At 72.0% G+C, this 21143-nt stretch carries 18 protein-coding genes and 1 tRNA gene; 9 read left to right on the forward strand and 10 right to left on the reverse strand.

Features of this window, described 5'->3' with window-relative positions:
- Positions 1-131: 131 nt before the first annotated feature.
- From WMF39_RS24630 to WMF39_RS24665, 8 genes are all read right to left on the reverse strand, one after another.
- Positions 132-1274, reverse strand: a complete 1143-nt coding sequence (locus tag WMF39_RS24630) for a pyridoxal phosphate-dependent aminotransferase (RefSeq protein ID WP_437747887.1) — start codon at positions 1272-1274, stop codon at positions 132-134.
- Between the two features lie 141 nt (positions 1275-1415).
- Entirely contained in the window at positions 1416-2525 is a 1110-nt protein-coding gene (locus WMF39_RS24635) for an MlaD family protein (protein ID WP_437747888.1), read from the reverse strand.
- 35 nt (positions 2526-2560) lie between these two features.
- On the reverse strand, positions 2561-3340 hold the full coding sequence (locus WMF39_RS24640) for an ABC transporter ATP-binding protein (protein WP_437555176.1): 780 nt from the start codon (positions 3338-3340) through the stop codon (positions 2561-2563).
- 40 nt (positions 3341-3380) lie between these two features.
- On the reverse strand, positions 3381-5135 hold the full coding sequence (gene recJ / locus WMF39_RS24645) for a single-stranded-DNA-specific exonuclease RecJ (protein ID WP_437747889.1): 1755 nt from the start codon (positions 5133-5135) through the stop codon (positions 3381-3383).
- A gap of 88 nt (positions 5136-5223) precedes the next feature.
- Positions 5224-6465 carry a protein translocase subunit SecF gene (gene secF / locus WMF39_RS24650; protein ID WP_437747890.1) on the reverse strand — a complete coding sequence of 414 codons (1242 nt, stop codon included), beginning with the start codon at positions 6463-6465 and terminating at the stop codon, positions 5224-5226.
- Positions 6466-6540: 75 nt separating this feature from the next.
- Positions 6541-8694 carry a protein translocase subunit SecD gene (gene secD / locus WMF39_RS24655; protein WP_437747891.1) on the reverse strand — a complete coding sequence of 718 codons (2154 nt, stop codon included), beginning with the start codon at positions 8692-8694 and terminating at the stop codon, positions 6541-6543.
- A gap of 55 nt (positions 8695-8749) precedes the next feature.
- Positions 8750-9184 (reverse strand): preprotein translocase subunit YajC, encoded by a 435-nt coding sequence (gene yajC, locus WMF39_RS24660; RefSeq protein WP_437747892.1) that lies wholly within the window; start codon positions 9182-9184, stop codon positions 8750-8752.
- 202 nt (positions 9185-9386) lie between these two features.
- Entirely contained in the window at positions 9387-10529 is a 1143-nt protein-coding gene (locus WMF39_RS24665; protein ID WP_437747893.1) for a transketolase, read from the reverse strand.
- 484 nt (positions 10530-11013) lie between these two features.
- Between WMF39_RS24665 and WMF39_RS24670 the strand changes: the two genes are divergently transcribed.
- From WMF39_RS24670 to infC, 3 genes are all read left to right on the forward strand, one after another.
- Positions 11014-11085 (forward strand) — tRNA-Val (locus tag WMF39_RS24670).
- 33 nt (positions 11086-11118) lie between these two features.
- On the forward strand, positions 11119-11454 hold the full coding sequence (locus tag WMF39_RS24675; protein ID WP_437747894.1) for a hypothetical protein: 336 nt from the start codon (positions 11119-11121) through the stop codon (positions 11452-11454).
- 238 nt (positions 11455-11692) lie between these two features.
- Positions 11693-12418, forward strand: coding sequence for a translation initiation factor IF-3 (infC, locus tag WMF39_RS24680; RefSeq protein WP_437747895.1), 726 nt, complete (start codon positions 11693-11695; stop codon positions 12416-12418).
- 179 nt (positions 12419-12597) lie between these two features.
- On the opposite strand, the gene WMF39_RS24685 is transcribed toward infC, so the two are convergent.
- Complete coding sequence (locus WMF39_RS24685; RefSeq protein WP_437747896.1) at positions 12598-14136, reverse strand: serine/threonine protein kinase; 1539 nt, start codon at positions 14134-14136, stop codon at positions 12598-12600.
- Between the two features lie 184 nt (positions 14137-14320).
- Positions 14321-15016 carry an SMI1/KNR4 family protein gene (locus WMF39_RS24690; RefSeq protein ID WP_437747897.1) on the reverse strand — a complete coding sequence of 232 codons (696 nt, stop codon included), beginning with the start codon at positions 15014-15016 and terminating at the stop codon, positions 14321-14323.
- A gap of 136 nt (positions 15017-15152) precedes the next feature.
- On the opposite strand from WMF39_RS24690, the gene WMF39_RS24695 reads away from it, so the two are divergent.
- The 6 genes from WMF39_RS24695 to WMF39_RS24720 all read left to right on the forward strand — a co-directional run bounded on the left by WMF39_RS24695 (position 15153) and on the right by WMF39_RS24720 (position 21130).
- Entirely contained in the window at positions 15153-15407 is a 255-nt protein-coding gene (locus WMF39_RS24695) for a hypothetical protein (protein WP_044965533.1), read from the forward strand.
- A complete protein-coding gene (locus WMF39_RS24700) occupies positions 15404-17014 on the forward strand; it encodes a hypothetical protein (RefSeq protein WP_437747898.1) in 1611 nt (536 codons plus the stop codon). Before WMF39_RS24695 ends, WMF39_RS24700 begins: the two co-directional genes overlap by 4 nt.
- 66 nt (positions 17015-17080) lie before the next feature.
- Positions 17081-18472 carry a hypothetical protein gene (locus WMF39_RS24705; RefSeq protein ID WP_437747899.1) on the forward strand — a complete coding sequence of 464 codons (1392 nt, stop codon included), beginning with the start codon at positions 17081-17083 and terminating at the stop codon, positions 18470-18472.
- A 22-nt stretch (positions 18473-18494) separates the two neighbouring features.
- Positions 18495-19862 (forward strand): protoporphyrinogen/coproporphyrinogen oxidase, encoded by a 1368-nt coding sequence (locus tag WMF39_RS24710; protein WP_437747900.1) that lies wholly within the window; start codon positions 18495-18497, stop codon positions 19860-19862.
- 75 nt (positions 19863-19937) lie between these two features.
- The gene (locus tag WMF39_RS24715) at positions 19938-20504 is read left to right on the forward strand and encodes an FMN-binding protein (protein ID WP_437747901.1); all 567 of its coding nucleotides are present in this window, start codon (positions 19938-19940) and stop codon (positions 20502-20504) included.
- On the forward strand, positions 20501-21130 hold the full coding sequence (locus tag WMF39_RS24720; RefSeq protein WP_437747902.1) for a hypothetical protein: 630 nt from the start codon (positions 20501-20503) through the stop codon (positions 21128-21130). The genes WMF39_RS24715 and WMF39_RS24720 overlap by 4 nt, the downstream gene beginning before the upstream one ends.
- The last annotated feature ends 13 nt before the right edge of the window (positions 21131-21143 follow it).

The raw sequence follows: 21143 nt of genomic DNA on the forward strand, positions 1-21143 counted from the left end.
GCCCGTGAGCGACCGGGCACGGAGCCAGGCGGGCCGCCGCGTCCGCGCGGCGTCGCGGTCGGGCGATCGGGGACGGGCGCCGCTGCTCTTCGAGCGCGCGCGTGGGCACCGGCGCGGAGCGACGCGCGCGGTCAATCGAGCGTCGCGACGGCGCGCCGGAGCGCGGCGAGGCCTGCTTCGATGTGGTCCTCATCGCAGGCATACGAGAAGCGAAGATACCCAGGCGCGCCGAAGGGGGTGCCGGCGACCGCGGCGACGTGCGCCTGCTCGAGCATCCACGTCGCCACGTCCTCGTCGCTCGCGAGCGTCGTCCCCTGGAAAGCGCGCCCGCAGAGCCCGCGCACGTCGGCGAACGCGTAGAACGCGCCTTCCGGCATCCTGCAGCGCACCCCTGGTACGGCGTTGAGCCCCTCGACCATCAGCGAGCGCCGCCGGGCGAACGCCGCGCGCATCGCGAACACCGCGTCGCGGGGCCCGTTCAGGGCGGCGACAGCGGCCGCCTGGGAGACGGCCGCCGCGTTCGTGGTGCTCTGACCCTGGACCACGTCGAGCGCCCTCGCGACCTCGACCGGCGCGATGCTCCAGCCGATCCGCCAGCCCGTCATGGCGAAGGTCTTGCTGACCCCGTCGACGACGATGACCCGCGGCGCGAGGTCCTCCGCGAGCGCCGGGAGCGACACGTGCCGGAACCCGTCGTAGGTGAGATCGGCATAGATCTCGTCGACGACGATCCAGCAATCATGGCGCCGCAGCACGCTCAAGAGCGGGAGCAGGTGCTCTTCCGCATACGCCGAGCCGGTCGGATTGGAGGGCGTGCACAGGATGATCGCCTTCACCCGCGGAGAAAGCGCGCCCTGGAGCGCGTCCGCCGTGAGGCGGAACCCCATCTCCTCGGTCGTGTTGACGATGACCGGCGTGGCGCCGACGAGGCGCACCTGCTCCGGGTAGCTCACCCAGTAGGGCGCGGGGATGACGACCTCGTCTCCCGGCTCGAAGAGCGCGGTCGCGAGGTTGAACAACGCGTGCTTCGCGCCGCAGCTCACGGTGACCTGGCTCGGCAGCGGCCGCCAGCCGCGGTGCTGCTCGGTCGCGGCGCAGATCGCCGATTTCAGCTCGGAGATGCCGGACACGGCCGTGTAGTGGGTGGCGCCGGCGTCCAGCGCCGCCTTCGCCGCGATACGAATGTGCTCCGGCGTGTCGAAGTCAGGCTCGCCCACGCCGAAGGAGAAGACCTTGTGCCCGTCGGCGCGGAGGCGCGCGGCCCTCGCCGCCATGGCGAGCGTTGCACTGGGCGCGACGGCCGACAGACGGTCAGCGAGCTTCCTGGGCATCGAGACACTGAGGAATAAAGGGCGGCCTGAGATAACGCAAGGCGCTACCGCTCCGGCGCTTGCGCGGGCGGCGCGGATGTGCCGCTAGGGCGACGGCGTGGCGCCGCCGACCTGGACCGCGGGCTTCTGCTCGTCCTGCTTGATCGAGTAGCGCACGAGCGCGCGGAGCACGTCGTTGCGCTGCACGTTTCCGAGGAGGCTCTTCATGTCCTCGTAGATCGACGGATCGACCAGCAGGGCGCCGAGGGTCCCCTTGCCCGCCCTCATGTCGTGCACGATCGCCCGCAGATCGCCGGTCATCGCCGTCACGTTGGCGAGCGCCTCGGCGCCGTCGCCCTTGCCGCCATAGAGCGCGTCGTGCGCGAGGCTGTCGCTCTCGCGGATGCCCCGCAGCGTCATGGCGACCTCGTCCGCCGCGCTCCCGAACTGCTGAATCTGCTTCTGCGGGCCGTCGCCGTAGATGACGTCGTGCGCGAACCCCGGCCCCTCCTTGACCCGCGAGACGACCCCCCGCACCTCGCGCACCGCGCTCGCGAGCTCCGTGCTGAGACGATCGAGGCTCTGCACGGTGCGCGAGATGCGCTCGGCCTCCTCGGGATCGGTCAGGAAGCGGTGCGGGTAGCCTTCCCCCTCGGTCACCTGCTTCATCAGCGTGTTCGCCGAGGCGACCGTCTCGCGGAGATCCCTGTGCAGCTTCTCGTCGGCGATGCTCTCCGAGACCTTCTGGATGTTGTCGAGCGTCGCCTCGGCCTTCTCGGCCATGCCGGTCACCTTCCCCATCACGTCGGTCGGCACCTCGCCGGGGATGTGGCCGCCAGGCGGCACCGAGTCCGGGCTCTGCCCCTTCGTGAGCTCCAGCATCTTGTCGCCGAGCAGGCCCTTGTTCGCGATCTGGGCGACGCTGTCCGTCTTGATCCGGCTCGCCTCGCTCTCGACGATCTCGAGCTTCACATAGATCTTGGCGTCCTTCGGATCAGGGCCGTAACCGACCTCGGCGACGTGACCGATGTCGATGCCTCCCATGCGGATGGGCGCGCCCGGCTTCAGCCCCTGGACGTCGGCGAAGTTCGTCGTGAAGCCGACGGAGGAGTCGAAGAGCCGCCGCTCGTCGCCTATCAGGAAAATGACTACGGCGGAGAGCACAAGGCCCGCCAGCACAAAGAGTCCGACCTTCAGATCGCGCGCTCTGCCCATGCAGAAGGGCATCTTGCGCGATCTCGGGGGGATCGTCACGCGCCGAGAAGCGTCTGGACGTCCTCATTCACCGGAGCGGTCCCGGTAATGAAATCGGCGACATGCGGATCGGTAGACTTCCGGAACTCGTCCGGGGTGCCGGTCGCGATGACCTCGCCGCGGAAGATCATCGCCATCCGATCCGAGATCGAGAACGCGCTCTTCATGTCGTGTGTCACCACGATGCTCGTCACGTTGAGCGCCTGTTTCAGCCCCTTGATGAGGTGGTTGATGCGCTCGGTGTTGATCGGATCGAGGCCGGTCGTCGGCTCGTCGTAGAGCAGCACCTCGGGCTGCACCGCGATGGCGCGCGCGAGGCCGACGCGCTTCTTCATGCCGCCGGACAGGTCCCCCGGGCGCATCTGCTCGATGCCCGGCAGGCCGACCAGCGACAGCGCCCAGTTGACCCGATCCGCGATCTGCGCCTCGGTCATCTCCTTGCGGTAGTGCTCGTGCAGGCCGTAAGCGACGTTCTCACCGACCGAGATCGAGTCGAACAGGGCGCCGCCCTGGAAGAGCATCGCGATGCGCTGGCGCACCCCGGCGATGCGCGACTCGCTCAGGCGCGTGATCTCCTCACCGTGAAACTGGATAGATCCACCATCGGCGTCGAGCAGACGGATGAGCAGCTTGAGCATGACGCTCTTGCCGACGCCCGAGCCGCCCATGATGGTGATCGTCTCGCCCGGGTACACTTCGAGGTTCAGGTCGCGGTAGATGACCTTCGGACCGAAGGCCTTGCGCACACGCGAGAACCGGATCAGCGGCTCAGCCACGCGTTCACGCTAGCACGCCGCGGAGGCCCGCCGCGAACGCTCAGTCGGACGCGGCGACGTGCTCGATCCTGATCTCGACGGCGTCCCCGCCGCGCCAGGCGTCGCGCCGGAGGCGGCCCACCACGTCGACGCGCTTGCCGGTGAACCGCGGCGCGAGCTCGCCCAGCTCGAACCCGAAGCACGAGATCTCGCGGCGGGCGAACGTGAGCTCCAGCTTGAGGTGGCCCTTCAGGTTCCTCGCGGAGCGCACGGCCGCGCCCGCCACGAGGACGTACGACGGGCGGTTGCCCTCGCCGCACGGCTCGAGCCGCTCGAGATCGCGCGCCACGGCCGCCGGATCGTCGCGATCGTCGAGCCGGACGTGGGCGGCCGCGAACGCCGCGGCGGCCGGGAGGTCCTGCTCGCGGAAGGCGTCGCACCACGCCGCCCGGAGCGCCTCGACGCGATCGGCGCGCACCTCGACGCCGGCCGCGGCCTGGTGGCCGCCGAAGCCGACGAGCTCGGCGCGGCACCGGGTGAGCGCGTCGTGGAGCCGCGCGCCCGCTGGACCGCGCACCGAGCCGCGCCCCTTCGCGCCCTCGAGCGCGATGACGATCGTCGGCTTGCCGTAGCGACCCGTGATCCTGCCAGCGACGATGCCGACCACGCCGGGGTGGAAGCCCTGCCGCGCGATGACGATCGCAGGATCCCGATCGAACCCGGCGCGCTCGATCTCGGCGAGCGCGGAGGTCAGCATCTCGTCCTGGATCGCGCGCCGCTTCATCTGCGCCTGCTCCACCGTGGCGGCGAGCGCGGAGGCGGTCACGCCGTCGTGCGCGAGCAGGAGCTCCAGGGAGATGTCGGGATCGCCGAGCCGACCGGGCGCGTTGAGGCGGGGCGCGATCCGGAAGGCGACGTCCTCGGCGGACGCGCCGCGCCCGAGATCGAGGTTGGCGAGCGCCGCGAGCGCGCGGAGCCCTGGACGGGGCCCGGTCTGGAGCACGCCAAGGCCGGCCCGCACGAGCGCGCGGTTGTCGCCGGTCAGCGGAGCGACGTCGGCGACCGTGCCGATCGCCACGAGGTCGAGGTAGGGGCGGATATCGAGCGACGAGCCGAGCTTCTTGCGCACGGCGGCCAGGAGCGAGAGCGCGAGCCCGCAGGAGGCGAGCCCCTTGTACGGGAAGCCGCAATCGGCGCGGTGCGGGTTCAGGAAGGCGATCGCGGGGAGCGGCTCGGCCGGCACGAGGTGGTGATCGATGACGACGCAGTCGATGCCGGCCGCGCGGGCCGCGGCCAGCCGCTCGTGATCGCTGGACCCGCAGTCGCACGTGATGAGCAGCGTGGGACCGGCGCGCATCACGCGCTCGAGCGCGGGCGCCGAGAGGCCGTAGCTGCCTTCGGCGCGCGTCGCGAGGAGCGGCACCACCTGTCCCGAGAGGGCGCGCAGCCCGCCGGTCATGATGGCGGTCGCGGTGATCCCGTCGCAGTCGTAGTCGCCGAAGACGGCGATCCGCTCGCCGGCGCGCACGGCGCGCGCGATCCGCTCCGCGCTCGCCTCGCGATCGGCCATCGCGTCGGGCGACGTGAGGTGCGAGAGCCGCGGGTCGAGGAAGCGCCGGGTCGCCTCGTCAGGCGCCCAGCCGGCCCGGTGCAGGATGTCCGCTACCGTGATCGACAGCCCCAGCTGGCGCGCCATCACGAGCGCCTCGGCGGACGCCTCGCCCGGATCCGCGACGGGCGCGGCGCCCCCCGCCGCGGGCGAGGCCGGCGCCTCGCGCTCGGGGAGCTCCCTCCAGGCCTCCGTGGCGGTGCTCATCAGAGAAGCGGGTACACCGACGGGGTGGGTGCGTCCATGGCCTGGGGCGGTTCAGGCCGCGTGGCCACGCGCGGCCACGGCGAGGCGCTCAGACGACCGCGTCGGCGCGCTTCTGCGTGCGGACGCGGCTGACCTTCTTGCGCTTGTTTGCGTTCGCGCCGAAGAACCGGCGGTCGATCCACTCGGTGAGCGGCGCAGCGACGTAGATCGACGAGTACGTGCCGACAACGATCCCGACGACGAGCGTGAACGCGAAGTCCCGGATGACGCCCGTGCCGTAGAAGAGGAACATGACGAGCGACAGCAGCGTCGTCATCGACACGAGGATCGTGCGCCCGAGCATCTCGGAGAGCGAGAAGTTGATGACGGCCGCGAAGCTCATGTCCCGGTGCTTCCCCAGGTTCTCGCGGATCCGGTCGTAGACGACGACCGTGTCCGTGATCGAGTAGCCGACGATCGTGAGCAGCGCGGCGACCGTGGACAGGGTGATCTCCCGCTGCGTGATCACCATCGCGCCGAGCGCGATGCCGACGTCGTGCACGAGCGCGACGATGCCGCCGGGCGCGAACCGGATATCGAACCGGAACGCGATGTACGCCATGATGAAGAAGATCGTGATGGCGATGCTCTTGATGGCCGCGTCGCGCAGCTGCGCACCGGCCTTCGGGCCGATCCACTCGACCCGGAGCGCCTGCTCGGGCACCTTGTCCGCGCCGAGGTGCTGCCGGAGGCCATCCATCAGCTGGTCGCCCCTCGACTTCAGGTGGAGCTCGACCTTGTGGTCGCGCTCGCTCACGACGAGCGGGTTGTTCGCGCCGGCCCTGAGCTCGACCCCCTCGACGCCCTCGAGCTGCTTCTTGATCCCCTCCAGGTCGGGCGCGGTGTCGTAGCGCGTGGAGATCTTGTCGCCGCCGGGGCTGAACTTGACCTCGGTGGCGCGCAGTGCGGGCGGGCAACGGTCCTCGGGGACGGTGCCGTTCTCGGGCGGCATGCACATCCGATCGCGCACCGCGGCCTTCTGCTGCTCCGACAGGGTGGAGACCTCGTGCACCCGGATGAGGTAGCGGTTCGGGTTGGCCTGGTCCGCGACGGACACGATGTCCGGGGAGTCGAAGCCCGCCTTGGTGACGGCCTCGCGGACCTCGGCGCTCGAGACCGGAGCCCGGAAGGCGACCTCGACCTCGGTGCCTCCCTTGAAATCGGTCCCGAGCTTCGGCCCCGGCACGATGAACGAGATGATCGACAGGATGAGCAGCACCCCGCTGAGCCCGATGAAGAGCCAGCGCTTGCCCATGAAGTCGAACTGACGGCCAGGTTTGATGAGTTCCATCGTCGTGTCTCAATCGGAGAGCCGCTCGCGCGTTCTCCCTCATAAGGTCGGAGAGCGGCTCACGCGCCCTCGTTCTCAGCCGAGCGAGAGCGTCTTGATCTTTCGGCCGCGGACCGCCCAGTCGAACATCAGGCGGGTGCAGACGACCCCGGTGAACAGGCTGATCGCGATGCCGACGATCAGCGTGATCGCGAAGCCCTTGATGGGTCCGGTGCCGTACTGCGCCAGGATGAGCCCCGAGATCAGCGTGGTCACGTGGCCGTCGAGGATGGCGCTGAACGCCTTGTCGTAACCGATGTCGACCGCGGCGCGCGGGCTCTTGCCGTTCCTCAGCTCCTCCCGGATGCGCTCGTTGATCAGCACGTTGGCGTCGACCGCGATGCCCATGGTGAGCACCAGGCCGGCGATGCCGGGCAGCGTCATCGACGCCCCGAACATCGCGAGGACGGCGACCTGCAGGATGAGGTTGAAGATGACGGCGATGTCCGCGATGAGCCCGGCGCGGCTGTAGATCACCACCATGAACACGACGACCAGCAGGCCGCTCGCGATGGCCCCCTTCATGCTCTGCTGGATCGCGTCCTTGCCCAGCGACGGGCCGATGCGCTGCTCGTTCGAGGGGGAGATCGGGGCCGGCAGCGCACCCGATCGGAGCACCAGCTCGAGCTTGCGCGCGTCCTGGAGCTGCTGATCGGGGTTCTGCGAGCCCATCGTGATCTGCGCGCGGCCACCGCCGATCTTGGTCTGGATGACCGGCGCGCTCTCGACCTTCTCGTCGAGGATGATCGCGAACCGCCGCTTGACGTTCCTGCCGGTGATGTCCTCGAACCGGTCGGCGCCGGTCGGGGTGAAATCCATCGACACGTACCAGCCGCCGAGGCCGCCGTCGCTCTGATCCGGGAGCGCCTGCGCGTCGCGCACCATGTCACCCGTGATCTCGGCCTTGCTGAAGAGGAAGTACGTCCGCCAGCCGATCTCTTCGACGGCGTCCTTCTCCTCGTTGAACTCGTACAGCTTGCCGTAGCCGACCTCGTTGTCCGCCGGGACCTGGAGCGTCCCGACCCACTCGCGCAGCCGCTTCAGCGTGTCGCGCATCTCCTCGTGCTCCGCGCGCACCATCCGGGCGAAGTGGACCGGCTTCGTCTTCCCGGGGCCGACCGGCGCGTTCTCGATCGAGAACGTCAGCCCCTTCGGGAGGTCCTCCTCCTTGGCGCTCCTCGCGATCGGCTCGAAGAAGTCCTGGTCGTCGTCGACCATCTTGAACTCGAGCCGCGCGGTCTGGCTGATGATCTCGCGGATCGTGGTGAACGCGGCCTCGTCGTCGCCGGGGACCTCGATGATGACGTCCTCATCGCGCGTGGAGACGCTCGCCTCCTTGAGGCCGAGCCCGTCGACGCGGCGGAGCACCGTCTCCTTGGCTTGCGACACCGCCCGCTCACGGATGGTGCTCGAGACCTCGTCGCGGATCCGGAACTTCGCGACGCGGCGATCCGACGAGCGCTGGAGCTGCAGCTCGTGCAGGAACTTCGCCAGGAACTCGTCGTTGATCTTCTCGGAGTCCGCCGGGTCGTTGAACGTGATCACGATCGTGTCCGCCTGCTCGCGCGACTTCTCGATGCGGAGCTTCGTCTGGAGCTTCTGCATCTCCTCGATCGTCGGCGGCTTGTCACCCTCGTGGAACCCGAACGACTTCGCGAGCGCCGCGCGCAGGTCGTCGTAGTACCGATCGCGCTTGTCGCTGATCGCCTCGTCGACGTCGACCGTGTAGACGAGGCGGAGGCCGCCCTTCAGGTCGAGCCCGCGCACCAGGCGGAACGGGATGTTCGACGTCAGGAACCGGCTGAACCCGAGCTCGCCGGCCCTCGCCCGGGTCTCCTGCTCCGCGACCTCCTCCGACGAGAGGCCGGTGTGGACGGGGCGGCCGTACCGCTCGTCGTGGTAGGTCGGGTAGATGGCGAGCGCCGAGCCGAGCGCCAGGAACAGGACGAAGCCCGTCTTTACCCGCCACGCGAAGTCGAGCCACGGCCCGACGCAGAGCAGCGCCCACGGCACCATCAGGCCGAAGGTCGCGAGGGCCCAGAACACGTGGTAGTGGGCCGCGATCGCGGCGGCGCCGGCGGAGAGCGCCGCCCAGGCGAAGACGCTGCGCTTCGCTCGGCTGAGCCACGCGCCGAGGAGGCACAGGCCGGCGACGCCGGCGAACCCGTACTGGAAGATGTTTAGGAGCATGGAGTGTGGCGCCGCGGTGGCGGTAAAAAAGCTTCCTGTTGGGCCGAGCGCCGGCCTACGACTTCTTTTCCTTCGCCGCGTCGGCCACCTTGGCGTCCGCCGCCGCGACCTCGCCCGGATCGGGGCCCTGGATCGCGCTCTTCAGGACCTGCACGTTCACGCCGGGGGCGATCTCCAGCTTGACCCTGGGGGAGTTCGGGCTGATGTCGATGATCCTGCCGAGGAGCCCGGACTGCGTGACGACCCGGTCGCCCGCCTTGAGGTTCGACTCGAGCTGCTTCTGCTTCTTGCTCTGGCTCCGCGTCATCACGAAGATGAGCAGCAGCGGCAGCGCCAGGATGAGGAACTGGAAGGCCCCTCCGCCGAACGGCGAAGAAGGCGGCGCCTCCTGCCCTCCGGACGGCGGCGATTGACCTTCGACCGGCGTCGCGGGCGCGTTGCCCGCTCGCCCGGGGGCGGCGTTCGGCTGGAACCAGTTTGAGCTTGCCAAGGTGACGCGTGTCTCCGGGCCCCGACGGGCTCGCCCGCAAATTGCGGGCCTCTCCCAACCCCCCGGGGCCCGCCTCCATACCCAGGATCCAAGGGTCGCGCAAGGAGCTAGGCGGGCAGGCTCACCCGGGCGTCCGGGGAATGCAGCCTGGCGGCCCTTTCCGCGCTTGCGTCCCCTGCCGCTCTTCCGCTGCCGCGCGGCGTCAGCCGTCGCTGCCGAACACGATGTGCCGGCGAGCGCGCTCCCCGCTCGCGATCTCCGCGAGCGAGAGGCGCACGTCGCGTTCGGTGATGGTGCCGTCGATCGTCGCGAACGTCGCGGAGAGGATCGGCGGGATGCGCCCGACGCTGGGGAAGCCCGGGGCCCAGGTGAGCGCGTCCGCGAACGCCGCCTTCACCGCGGCGGCGACGGGCCCGTACGGCGCGAGCGGCACGTCGAGCGGCTCCAGGACCACGATGGCCTTGGCCCGCCCGAGCGTCTTCACCACGTCGGCGCCGAAGAACGGGCGGAGCGCGCGCACGCCCACGAGGCCGACGCGGCGGCCCTGCGCGCGCAGGCTGCGCACGACCTCGCGGGCCGCGGGGAACGCGCAGCCCACGACGACCAGGATCTCCTCCGCGTCCGCGGTGTCGACGCGCTCGATCGCGCCGAGCGGCCTGCCGGTCAGCTCGCAGAGCTCCCGCATCGCGCTGGCGAGCGCGAACGGAACGCGCGCGCAGAAGCCCCGCTCGGCCCGCTTCCGGACGACGCCGCGGCCCTGCGGGCGAGGCCCCCCGTCGCCGTCGCTCTCGCCCGGCGCCGCGTCGGTGAAGGTCGGCGCGCTCCGCTCGGAGCCGAGGAAGCGCGCCGCGAGCTCGCGCGCCCCGCCGAGGGCCGACACGTCCGACGGCAGCGCGTCGACGAGGTGCAGGAACGGCGTCTCGCTGTCCTCGGCGGCGCGCCGCGCCACCAGCGTCATGTCGGCCGCCTCCTGGCTGCTCCAGGTCACGAGCACCCCCGCGCCGACGTCGAGCGCAGGCGCGAGCTCGTCGCGCCCGACGGCGAGCCCGCCGCGGCGCTCGATGACGTGCACGGTGACCGGCGTCCGCACCGCCGCCGCCTCGCCGAGCGCGGCGAGCGCCCCGACGAGCTCGTGGGCGCCCAGCACGACGCTCGCACGCTGCCCGGCGCGCGTGCGCGCAGCGGCGCCGCGGATCGCCTCGGTGGCGCACGCGGCGCGCTCGATCGGCAGATTGCCGGGCACGGCCGCGTGCGCGGCGAACAGCGCGCTCCCCGCGGCCACCTCGACATGTGCGATCACCGCCGCCGGATCCGGCGGCGCGCCTAGACCGTCAGGCCCTGCCATCCCATCGTTCGTCGCCCGAGCCGCACGCGAGGTCAAGCGCGAGCGCGATCGGCCTCCGCGCAGCGGCCGGCCTGGAGTAACGCGGCGATCGCGATCGTCGGTGTTCGTCAGTGTCCGGACGTAACTCCGAGAATTCACGCTCCCACCGCGCAATGCGCTTCCGCCGCGCGCGGCTCCCGACCGGTCGCTCGCCGGCGCGTCGAGCGCGCCGGGGAAGCCTGCCGCGCCCGGCCTGCGGCTGCCGCCGGGCCTCGTCGACCGATCGACGGCATCGACGGTTCGGCGAACCGGCCGCTCGACCAAGGCGGCTCGGCGAGGACGGCCGCCGCCCGAGCCTTCACCAGGAACACCACAAACCGGTCACCAGGCACCAGGCCGCCACGGCAAAAGCGACCCCCAGGAAACATATCGCTTGACGGACTTCCCCCCCCTTGATAGGAGGCGCTCTCCGTTTCGTCGGCCTCGGGCCGAGCGGGCGGGACATAGGCGCGTAGCTCAGTGGTAGAGCACTACCTTGACACGGTAGGGGTCGCCGGTTCGAAACCGGCCGCGCCTACAAATCAGCAGGAGACCTAGCCTGCGAGGTTTCATGGCCCTCGATCAGACAGCCCTGGCCGCCCCGGCGGCCCGCACCACGGTGCGCGAGGCTCTCGCCGACGACATCGCCAAGAACCGCCCCATCCTCGGCGCCCACGTCAACGGGCGCCTCGCCGATCTTCACACCCCCTTCCACTTCGACGACTCGGCCCGGATCGGGCTGGTCCGGACGAGCGCTCCGGATGGCTCTTCGGCGAACGCCGTGGCCGCCCTCCGGTCGCGCGACCTCGACGAGGCCCTCGGGGCGATGCCGCTCACGGAGCTCGCCGACCGGCGAACCGCAGCGCGGAAGCTCCCCCGGCTCGCCGTGAGCGCATCGGGTTCGTGACCTGCCGCTCCGGCCGGCCTCTCTCGCCCGGCAGTCCCTTCCCCACCCCCGTCGAGCCCGGCGCGCCATGGCCCGGAGCGCCGATGCGCCGCGGCGCTCGTCCTGCTTGCTGCCGTTGCCTGCGGCGCAGAGTCAGGCGACATTGTCGTGGTGATGGACGCCACGACCGGGCTCGGTCGCGAAGCGGCGGACCGTCGCGTTCAAGAGCACAGAACACAAGGAGGCAGCGAAATATCACATGGCGATGAGACGCTTCGACCCTCGGCAGGCCCAGCGGGGGCCGCAGATCCGCATCAACCAGCGCATCCGCGTCCCGGAGATCCGCGTCATCGGTGATGATGGCGAGATGCTCGGCATCATGCAGACCCACGAGGCGCTGCGCCGAGCACAGGAGAAGGGGCTCGACCTCGTCGAGGTCAACCCGAAGGCGGATCCCCCGGTCTGCAAGATCCTCGACTTCGGCAAGTACAAGTACGACGAGAAGAAGAAGGCCCGCGAGGCGAAGCGCAAGCAGAGTGTGGTGGAGATCAAGGAGATCAAGCTCCGTCCCAAGACGGACGACCACGATCTCGAGTTCAAGACCAGGGCTGCTCACCGGTTCCTCGGCGCAGGCCACAAGGTGAAGTTCACGGTGCGCTTCCGCGGCCGAGAGATCACCCACCCGGAGAAGGCGCAGGAGCAGCTCGACTGGATCGTCCAGCACTGCGAGGAGATCGCGAACGTCGAGGTGCGCCCCATGATGGAGCAGCGCACGATGACGCTGATGATGGCGCCCAAGCCGGCGATCCTGCAGAAGGTGGCCCAGGCCCGCGCCGCCGCGGAGAAAGCGCGTCAGAAGGCGATCCAGGAAGGGCGCGCCGCTCCTGCCCAGGACGACACGGAGGACGAGGAGATCGAGAAGCTCGAGAGGGAGCTCGAGGAGCAGGACGACGAGGAGGACGACGAGGCGGAGGGGACCGAGTAACGCGTCCGGCGAGAGAGCGCGCCACGACGCCGATCACGGTGCGGCGCGCCTCGCAAGGGCGGCGTGTTGACGCGTGCTGACATGCGCTGAGCGCTCGTGCGCTGGCCACCTCGCCGCCCAGCACGCAGCGCCCATGGCTCGGCCGTGGGCGCCGCAAGGAGCACGCTCCCTTCGCCGGGTCAGTGCGGGATCAGGCCGCCGAACCACGCGCCTGCGGCGAGGGCGGCGAGCGCGGCGACGAGCAGCACGGCCTTCACCGCGCCGCCCCCGGTCCTGGCTGGAGGGGCCAGATCCGGCTCCAGGTCGCGCGGCGCGGCCGGGACGAGCGGCGCGATAGGCGCCGGCGTGGGCGGCGCAGGGCGCTGCATCTCGGGTACGGGCCGCGGGGAGGCCAGGGTCGGCACGGCTCGCCTCTCGAGCGGCGGATGCGCCGGCACAGGCGGCGCGAGCAGCGGACCCGCTGGCCTGGACGAGGGGACGCCGGAGGAAGGGGCGAGCGGAAGGCCGAACCCCGTCTCCTCGAGCGCGGCGAGGTTGCCCTCCTCGACCGACACGGTGGCGAGGGACCGCCGCATGACGTCCTCCCCCGACGCCGAGAGCTTGTCCCCCGGCGCCGAGAGCTTGATCTCGTCGGCCCACTTGCCGATGTCCTCGAAGGCCGAGATCTTGAGCGGCTCGTTCAGGCGCGTGGTGCTCGGCGCCGCCTTGTCGTCCGGGAGCGACGTGAACTCGAGCAGCGTCTCCTCGATGAGCCTGTCGATGAACGACGCCTTGTCCGACGTGGGAGCCCGCTTCCGGAGCGCCATGGCGCTGCGGACGTGCTCGGCGATGTCGTAGGCGCTGACGGGCCTGCCGAACCTGTACAGGAAGGTCGTGAGATCCCGGCCGAGCTCGCGCGCCGAGCCATAACGCTCCACGGGATCGCGGGCCAGCGAGCGGGCGATGATGCGATCGAGCTCGGGGGGAACCGCCTTGTTGCTCTCGGAGAGCGGCGGGATCTGCGCCTGCTGCACGAGCTTGACCGTCTGGTAGTCGGTGTCGCCGAGGAAGAGCCGTTTCCCGGAGAGCATCTCCCAGAGGATCGCGCCGAGCGCGAAGATGTCGGTGCGGTGATCGACCTCCTGGCCCTGCGCGGCCTCGGGCGAGAGGTAGCTGAACTTGCCCTTGATGATCCCGGCCTCGCTCTTCTCGAGCTGGCTCGTCGCCTTGGCGAGGCCGAAGTCGACGATCTTCACCTCGCCGTACTTCGTGATGAGCACGTTCGGAGGCGACATGTCCCGGTGGACGATCTGGAGCGGATGCCCGTCGGCCGACTTGAGCTCGTGGGCGTACGTGAGCCCCTCGCAGAGCTTCGCCGTGATGAACACGGCGGACTCGACCGGGAGGGTGCGGCCGGCCTTGCGCATCGACTCGAGGACCGCCTTCAGGTCGGCGCCGTCCACGTACTCCATCACGATGAAGTACGCGTTGTCGCCGACGCCGATGTCGAACACCTGCGCGACGTTGGAGTGGGAGAGGTGCGCAGACAGCCGCGCTTCGTCGAGGAACATCGCGATAAAGCGCTTCTTCTCGCTGAGGTGCGGGAGCACGCGCTTGATCGCGACCTGCTTCTTGAACCCCTCGATCCCGGCGCTCTCCGCCAGGAAGACCTCGGCCATGCCGCCCGAAGCTAGCCGCTCGATGACCCGGTAGCGCTGCTGCTGGTGGGCATCCGTCATGGTCCACCTAGTACACCACGTCCCACGCTGCGCGCGGAAACAACCGGCTCGTCTTCATCGGAGCCCGCGGGCGAGGCGCGCAAAGAGTGCGGTCTGTAACGATCGCGCACGAGCGCGCGCCCTCGCCCCTGGACGCAGCCTTGCGCGGGCATCGCAGCGGCCAGGCTCGGGAGGCGAGGCGCGCTCAGCCCGTGAGCGCGCTCCGCATGAACGGGCGAGGTGCAGGTGTGAGCGGCACCGCCACCGCGCGCACGCGGCTCTTCGACGCGACCGCGCCGCGCGCGAGCGCCGCCGGCTCGATCTGTGCGACCTGCGCGACGGCGCGCTTCCGGCGATCGTCCAGCTCCGCGGCGAGCATGTCCTTCACCATGTCGAGGAGCTCCGGGAAGCCCGACAGGCGCAGCCCGACGTCGTTCGTCCAGAGGATGATCTCGAGCTCTCCGTCTGGCGCCCTCGCCTCGGGATCCCACGCGAAGACCGTCTCGGCCGCCGCGTCGATGCCGAACGGGACGAGCGCGCTCCGCGCACCATAGCGGCCGCGCACGGTCGCCGGCGCGCCGGCGCGCTCGCCCGCGCCGCGCACCTCCTCGCCGTCGCAGTGCTCGAGCACCATCCGCCCGACGTCCATGTACGAGCCGCGCGCGAGCGCGCGCACCCCGAGCAGGCTGGCGCCGGCGAACAGCTGCGGCCAGCCGTCGTGCCGCGAGAGCAGCTCCCGATAGCTCGGCGGCAGCGCCATCCCGAGGCGCCGCTCGACGCCGGCGATCGCCTCCTCGGGAGCCCCGGCCGGCGGCGCGATCGGCATTCCCCGCCGTGGATCCATCCGCGCGAGCTCCAGCTTGAGCGCGCGGATGCGGTGCATCGACTCGAGCCACTCCATGCGCGCGACCCTACGCGCGCGGCGCCGGAAGGAGCAAAAAACGAGCGACGCTCCGCCCCGCCGCGCAGGCGCAACCCGGGGGACACACGCGCTTGACAGTCATTTGGGTCAGCGGCACGGTGCTTGCGTGGCTGGCTTGGGCTCCTGGGCATCGCTTCGCACCGCGTTCGTCGTGGCGGGCGCCACGTTCGTCGTCGCGTCGCTCGCGACCGCGTGCCTCGACTACGCGGGCGAGGAGCTGTTCGATCAGTGCGACACGCCGGCGGCGCCGCTCCCCGGCTCGGGATCCGGCTCGGGCGCCACCACGAGCGCCGGGGCGGCCAGCGTGGATCAGCCGGACTGCGGCGCGCCGACGCACGCGCCCGGCTCGGGATCCGGCTCGGGCTCGTGAGGGAAGAGCGGCGCGATCTCCTCGCGCTCGCCGCGCTCACCGCCGCCGCGCTCGCCTCGCGCCTGCTCTTCCGCATCGATCACGACGAGGACATCGACGCGCTCCGGTTCGCGCTCGGCGTGGAGCGGTTCGACGTGGCCGCGCTCCGCCCGCACGCGCCGTACTACCCCGTGTTCGTCGCGGCGGCGAAGGGGCTCGCGCTGCTCGGCGCGACCCCGCGCGCGGCGCTCGCCCTCGTCAGCGCCGCGTCCGGCGCGGCCGCCGTCGCCTTCACCGCCCTGCTCACGCGCGAGGTCGCCGGGCGGCGCGCCTCGGTGTTCGCCGGGGTCCTCGCGCTCGCCTCGCCGTTCCTCTGGCTGTCGTCCGAGAAGCTCCTCAGCGACATGGCCGGCACCGCGGCGGTGACCGCGGCGCTCTGGCTGTGCGCCCGCGCGCGGCGCCCCCGCGGCGCGCGGGCGGCCGCTCCGGCCGCGCCGCTGGATACCGCCGCCGCGGCGGCGCGCACGCGCACCTGGGCGCTCGTGCTGCTCGGCGTCGGGCTCGGCGTGCGGCTCTCGTACTTCCCGTTCGCGCTCGCCTGCCTCGCCGTCATCGCCCGCGGCGAGGGCGGCCGCCTCGCGTGGCTCGCGCGCGGCCGCGACCTCGCGGCCGGCGCGCTCGCGTGGCTCGTGCCGCTCGTGCTGATCGCGACGCCGCGCGACCTCGTCGCGACGACGTGGCTCCAGGGGCTCGGGCACTTCACCCGCTGGGGAGGGACGGCGATCACCGTCTCGTCGCCGCTCGATCGCCTCCGCGGCGTGATCTGGGGGATCTGGGCCAACGGGCTCGGCGGAGCGTGGCCCGACGCGCCGGCGGCGCGCTGGCTCGGCGCGCCGCTCCTGATCGCGCTCCTCGCCGCGGGCGCGCTCCGCGTCGCGTCGCGAGAGCGGGCCGCGCGCGCGCTGCGCGAGCAGCCCGAGCTCTGGGCCTCCGCGTTCGCTTACTTCCTCTGGGCGCTCCTCGGGCAAAACATCGCCTACAAGCCGCGGCACTGGCTCCCGCTCGTCCCGCTCCTCCTCGTCGCCATGGCCGCCGGCGCAGCGGCCCTCTCTGCGGCGCGCCCCGCGGCGGAGGGCGCTCCGCGCCACCGCGCGCTCCGCGGCACCGCGCCCTTCGCCCTCGTCGCGGCCCTCGCGGCGCAATGGCTCGTCGACGCGATCTCGCTCGCTCGACAGCACGAGGCGCCCTCGCCGGCGGCCGCGATCGTGCGCTTCCTCCGCGACGCCGGCGCAGAGCAGCGCCCGGTGCTCACGCGCGACCTCGACCGGATGATCCAGGAGGGCGCGCCGGGCCGGCTGCCCGTGCGCGTCCGCGACGACGCCGCGCTCGTCCGCGACGTCGAGCAGGCCGGGCCGGGCGGCGCGCTCATCACCAGCGAGGCGCTGTCGCGGGAGGCGCGCGACGCGCTCGCAGGCCGCGGCTACACGATCGCGATCCGCTTCGCGCGCCCGCGCTCGCGCTACGTCGACGCGCTCTGGAGCGATCTCGCGCTGCTCGAGGCGCTGCCCGCCGGACCTCCGGCAGGCGGCGCGCTCTCGCGCGCGCCGCACGGCGCGCCCCCTCGCTGAAAACGAGGTTGACCTCCGTTTTCAAGGGCGCGAAGACTCCCGCCCCCCGGGCTCCCGGTCCTCGTCATGAAAGCGATCACGTCCTTGTGGCCTCGCTCCGCGGGCGTCGTCCTCGGCGCGCTGCTGCCCTTCGCCGCCGCCGCGCAGCCCGCGCCCGCCACGCAGCCTGCGCCTGCCACGCAGCCCGCCCCCGCCGCGCAGCCCGCGCCGGACGGCCCGGTCCTCGACCTGCCGCCCGAGCACGCCGCGCCGCCGCCGGAGCCCTGGAAGCCCGCCGTCGGTCTCGGCGCCGGAGAGGCGCCCGAGCACGAGCTCGTCCGCGGCCTGACCGATCAGCGGTTTCGCAGCGCCGGGGCGAGCGCCAGCAGCACCTCCGTCGGCGGCTACGGCGAGGTGCATGTCCGCGGCACGACGACCGGCCGCGAGGGCGAGCGCGCGTGGGTCGCCGACATCCCGCGCCTCGTGCTCTTCGTGGCGCACGAGTTCACGGCCGACATCCGGTCCTACGTCGAGCTCGAGGTCGAACACTCGATCTCCTGCGCGAGCTGCCCGGGCGCCGCGGAGCTGGAGCAGGCCTACATCGAGTGGAACGCGGCAGGCCGCGCCCTCGGGCTGCGCGCGGGCCTCGTGCTCGTCCCGATGGGGATCATCAACCAGTGGCACGAGCCGCCGGTGTTCCACGGCGTGGTCAGGCCCAAGGTCGACACCCTCGTCATCCCCTCGACGTGGCGCGAGATCGGGATCGGCGCGTTCGGGCAGCCGCTCGACTGGCTGCGCTTCGAGGCCTACGCCATGACCGGCCTCGATCCGCTCGGCTTCCGCGCGGGCGGCCTCGCCGGCGGGCGGCAGAGCGGCGGGCTCGCCCGCGCCAACGCATGGGCGGCCGTCGCGCGCGTCGAGGCCGAGCCGCTGCTCGGGGTCGTCGCGGGCGCGTCGGTGTACGCGAGCGACGCTGGCCCGAACGGCGAGGGCAAATTCTTCCTTCGCGATGGCACCCCGGTGGATCTGTCGGTCCCGGTCCTCGGCTGGTCGCTCGACGCGCGCTGGCGCAGGAGCGGCCTGGAGACGCGGGTCCTGTTCGCCGAGTGGCACCTCCCCGAGGCGCGCGCCCTGATGGTCTCGTTCAACGAGAGCGGCGCGCCGAACTTCATCGATCCCACGAGCCCCGTGGCCTCCCGGATCCGCGGCGGCTATGTCGAGGCCGCGTTCGACGTGCTCCGCCCGCTCGGCGTGGGCCACGAGCTCCTGCCGTTCGCGCGCGTCGAGGCGTACGACACGCAGTCCGCGGTGCCCGAGGGCTACAAGGCCAACGCCTCGTACGGCGTCCGCGAGCTCACGCTCGGCGCCTCGTACCGGCCGACCCAGGGGGTCGTCGTGAAGGCCGACTACCAGCTGCGCGACCGCACCCTCGGGTTCGACCAGACGCAGCTCAATTTCGGCCTCGGCTTCATGTACTGAGCGCGCCGGACGCGGGCACACCATGTCACTCCGCCCAGACGACGCCGGGCCCGAGCGCCTCGTGGTCGGCGCCGGCATCTCCGGCCTCTACGCCGCGCTGCTGCTCGCGCGGGCCGGCCGGCGCGTGCGCCTCCTCGAGCGCGCGGCGCGGACCGGCGGGCTCGCGGGCGCCGAGACGTTCCGCGGCCTGCCGTGCGATCTCGGCTCGCACCGGCTCCACCCGGCCGCCCTCGATCAGCCGCTCTTCCGCGAGGTGCACGCGCGCTCCCCGTTCCTCTCGCGCCCGCGCCGCGGGGTGCTCGTGCTCGGCGAGCGCCACGTCCCCTACCCGCCGAGCGCGCCCTCGATGCTCCGCGCGCTCGGCCTCCGCGCCGGCGCCGCCATGGGCCTCGGGTTCGTGGCGCAGCGCGGCCGCCGCGCGGCCTTCGCCCGCTGGGAGCACGACCGCGCCCTCGCTGGCGAGGACGTCGGCTTCGAGCGGTTCGTGCGCGACCGCGTCGGCGCGGCGGCCTACGCGTCGTTCTACCGGCCCTACGCCGAGAAGGTCTGGGGCATCCCGCCGTCCGAGCTCTCCCAGACCGTCGCGAAGAAGCGGATCAGCACGACGAGCCCGCTCGCGCTGTTCAAGGGGCTCGCCCACGGCCGCGCCTCGGCGGATCTCGCGCGGTTCATCTACCCGCCGGCGGGCATCTCGTCGCTCATCACGTACCTCGAGGCGCGCCTCGCGGAGGCCGGCGTCGAGGCCGAGTGCGGGACCGCCCTCGGTCTGGCCGGGGCGGGCGCGCGCGCCGGCGCGGCGCCGATCCTGTTCGCCGGCGATCTCGCGGATCTCGTGCCCGACGCGCCGCTCGAGCACCGCGGGCTCTACCTGGTCTACCTGGCGTACCCGCGCGCGCGGCTCGGCGCCCCGGAGACCTACTACTGCCCCGACCCGCGCTTCTGGTTCGGCCGCGTCTCCGAGCTGCAGAACTACGCGCCCGATCTCCGCCGCCCGGGCGAGACGGTGCTGTGCGTCGAGATCCCCGAGGGGGCCTGGGGGAGCGGGCGCGACTTCGCGTCGGGCCCGCCGCTCGAGGCGCTGCTCGACCAGCTCGTGCGAGCCGGCATCGCCCCGCGCGGGGTGGCGCCGCTCGAGGCCCGGCAGCGCTTCGTGCCCCGCGTGTACCCGCTCTACCGGCGCGGCTGGCTGCGCGACTGGCGGGCCGCGATGCGCCGCGCCGCCGCGCTCGGCGTGGTCCCCTTCGGGCGGCAGGCGCTCTTCCTGCACTGCAACCTCGATCACTGCGCCGCGATCGCGGCCGACGCGGTGGCGCACGTCGAGGCCGGCCGCAGCCCGGAAGCGTGGGCGCTGAACGCCGAGCGCTACCTGGACGTGCAGGTGCGCGACTGACACCCGCGCCGCAAATCCGCGGCCCAAACGCCGTTGACTTTGACTTTCACGAATGACAGCTTCGTCGGAGCCTTGATGCGTCTTTCTCGTGACCTCCGCACCGCCCACTTCGCTGCAGCAGCGGCGCTCACGTTCATCCTGGCGGCGCTGCCCGCCCACGGCGCGACGTACTGGACGGTCCCTGCTGTCCTGAAGAGCTTCTTCGCGAGCTCGAAGAAGGTCGGTTATCGCAAGGTCGTCCTCGGTGACGCGGAGGCGCAGGAGCTCGGCAAGAAGCTGGGGGCGCCGGTCAAGCGCGAGTGGGTGGTGTACGTCGCGGAGTCCGACGGCAAGATCGACGGCTACGCGATCAAGGACGAAGAGAAGGGGATGCACGAGCCGATCGACTTCGCCGTGCAGTTCTCGACGGCCGGCGCGGTGGAGCGCATCGAGATCCTCGAGTACCGCGAGGCGTACGGCGACGAGGTCCGCGGCGATCGCTTCCGCGCCCAGTTCCGCGGCAAGACGGCGGGCGACCCGATCACCGCGGGCAAGGACATCGACATCGTGTCGGGCGCATCCATCTCGTCCCGCTCCGTGGCCCTCGGCGTCAAGCGCGACGCGCTCGTCCTCCAGCTCGCGCTGAAGCGCGGCGGTCTGTGAGGGATTTCACAGCTTCAGCCGGTCGGCTGAGGTCGCTCTCGCTCGGCGCGAAGCTCCTCTACTCGGCGTTCGCGCTCGCGTCGGTCATCGGGCTGCTCGTGTCGTGGCGCCTCTACGGGGCGATGGTGCAGGACGCGGGGGCCGCCGCGTACTACGCGGGCGCGGCGGTCGCCGCGCCGCCGCCTGCCCCGACCCAGGCGCCCGCGGCGGCCGAGGGGCCCGCGCTCGATCTGGGCCCGGAGCTCGAGCTCCCCGGAACGCCGGAGGCGCCGCGCGTCCTGGTCGAGCAGATCTCCGAGCGGAAGCTGCTCGAGGTGACGCATTTCCACCTCTTCTCGGTGCCGGTCTACGTGCTGATCCTCGCGCACCTCTGGCTGCTCGCCCGCCTGCCGTCGTGGCTCCACACCGCGGGCGTCGCGGCGGCCGTCGTCTCGAGCGGGCTGCACATCGCGGCGCCATGGCTCATCCGGAGCGCGCCCGGCGCCGCGGCGCTGATGCCAATCTCCGGCGTGGCGATGCTGCTGTCGCTCGGCGCCATGGCGGTCGTCTCGACGGTGGACATGTGGCTGCCGAGGCGCTCGCGGCGAGGCGAGGCAGCGCCGGCCGACGAGGCCCAGGCCCAGTAAACCGCCGCGCGCG

This window comes from Sorangium sp. So ce1504 (genome assembly GCF_051521635.1).
Taxonomy (GTDB): domain Bacteria; phylum Myxococcota_A; class Polyangia; order Polyangiales; family Polyangiaceae; genus Sorangium; species Sorangium cellulosum_B.

Excerpts from the sequence above, each read along its gene's own strand:
- WMF39_RS24630 (WP_437747887.1), bottom strand. The coding sequence starts at position 1,274 with ATGGCGGCGAGGGCCGCGCGCCTCCGCGCCGACGGGCACAAGGTCTTC.
- WMF39_RS24635 (WP_437747888.1), bottom strand. The coding sequence starts at position 2,525 with ATGGGCAGAGCGCGCGATCTGAAGGTCGGACTCTTTGTGCTGGCGGGC.
- recJ (WP_437747889.1), bottom strand. The coding sequence starts at position 5,135 with ATGAGCACCGCCACGGAGGCCTGGAGGGAGCTCCCCGAGCGCGAGGCG.
- secF (WP_437747890.1), bottom strand. The coding sequence starts at position 6,465 with ATGGAACTCATCAAACCTGGCCGTCAGTTCGACTTCATGGGCAAGCGC.
- secD (WP_437747891.1), bottom strand. The coding sequence starts at position 8,694 with ATGCTCCTAAACATCTTCCAGTACGGGTTCGCCGGCGTCGCCGGCCTG.
- WMF39_RS24665 (WP_437747893.1), bottom strand. The coding sequence starts at position 10,529 with ATGGCAGGGCCTGACGGTCTAGGCGCGCCGCCGGATCCGGCGGCGGTG.
- WMF39_RS24675 (WP_437747894.1), top strand. The coding sequence starts at position 11,119 with ATGGCCCTCGATCAGACAGCCCTGGCCGCCCCGGCGGCCCGCACCACG.
- infC (WP_437747895.1), top strand. The coding sequence starts at position 11,693 with ATGGCGATGAGACGCTTCGACCCTCGGCAGGCCCAGCGGGGGCCGCAG.
- WMF39_RS24685 (WP_437747896.1), bottom strand. The coding sequence starts at position 14,136 with ATGACGGATGCCCACCAGCAGCAGCGCTACCGGGTCATCGAGCGGCTA.
- WMF39_RS24690 (WP_437747897.1), bottom strand. The coding sequence starts at position 15,016 with ATGGAGTGGCTCGAGTCGATGCACCGCATCCGCGCGCTCAAGCTGGAG.
- WMF39_RS24705 (WP_437747899.1), top strand. The coding sequence starts at position 17,081 with ATGAAAGCGATCACGTCCTTGTGGCCTCGCTCCGCGGGCGTCGTCCTC.
- WMF39_RS24710 (WP_437747900.1), top strand. The coding sequence starts at position 18,495 with ATGTCACTCCGCCCAGACGACGCCGGGCCCGAGCGCCTCGTGGTCGGC.
- WMF39_RS24715 (WP_437747901.1), top strand. The coding sequence starts at position 19,938 with ATGCGTCTTTCTCGTGACCTCCGCACCGCCCACTTCGCTGCAGCAGCG.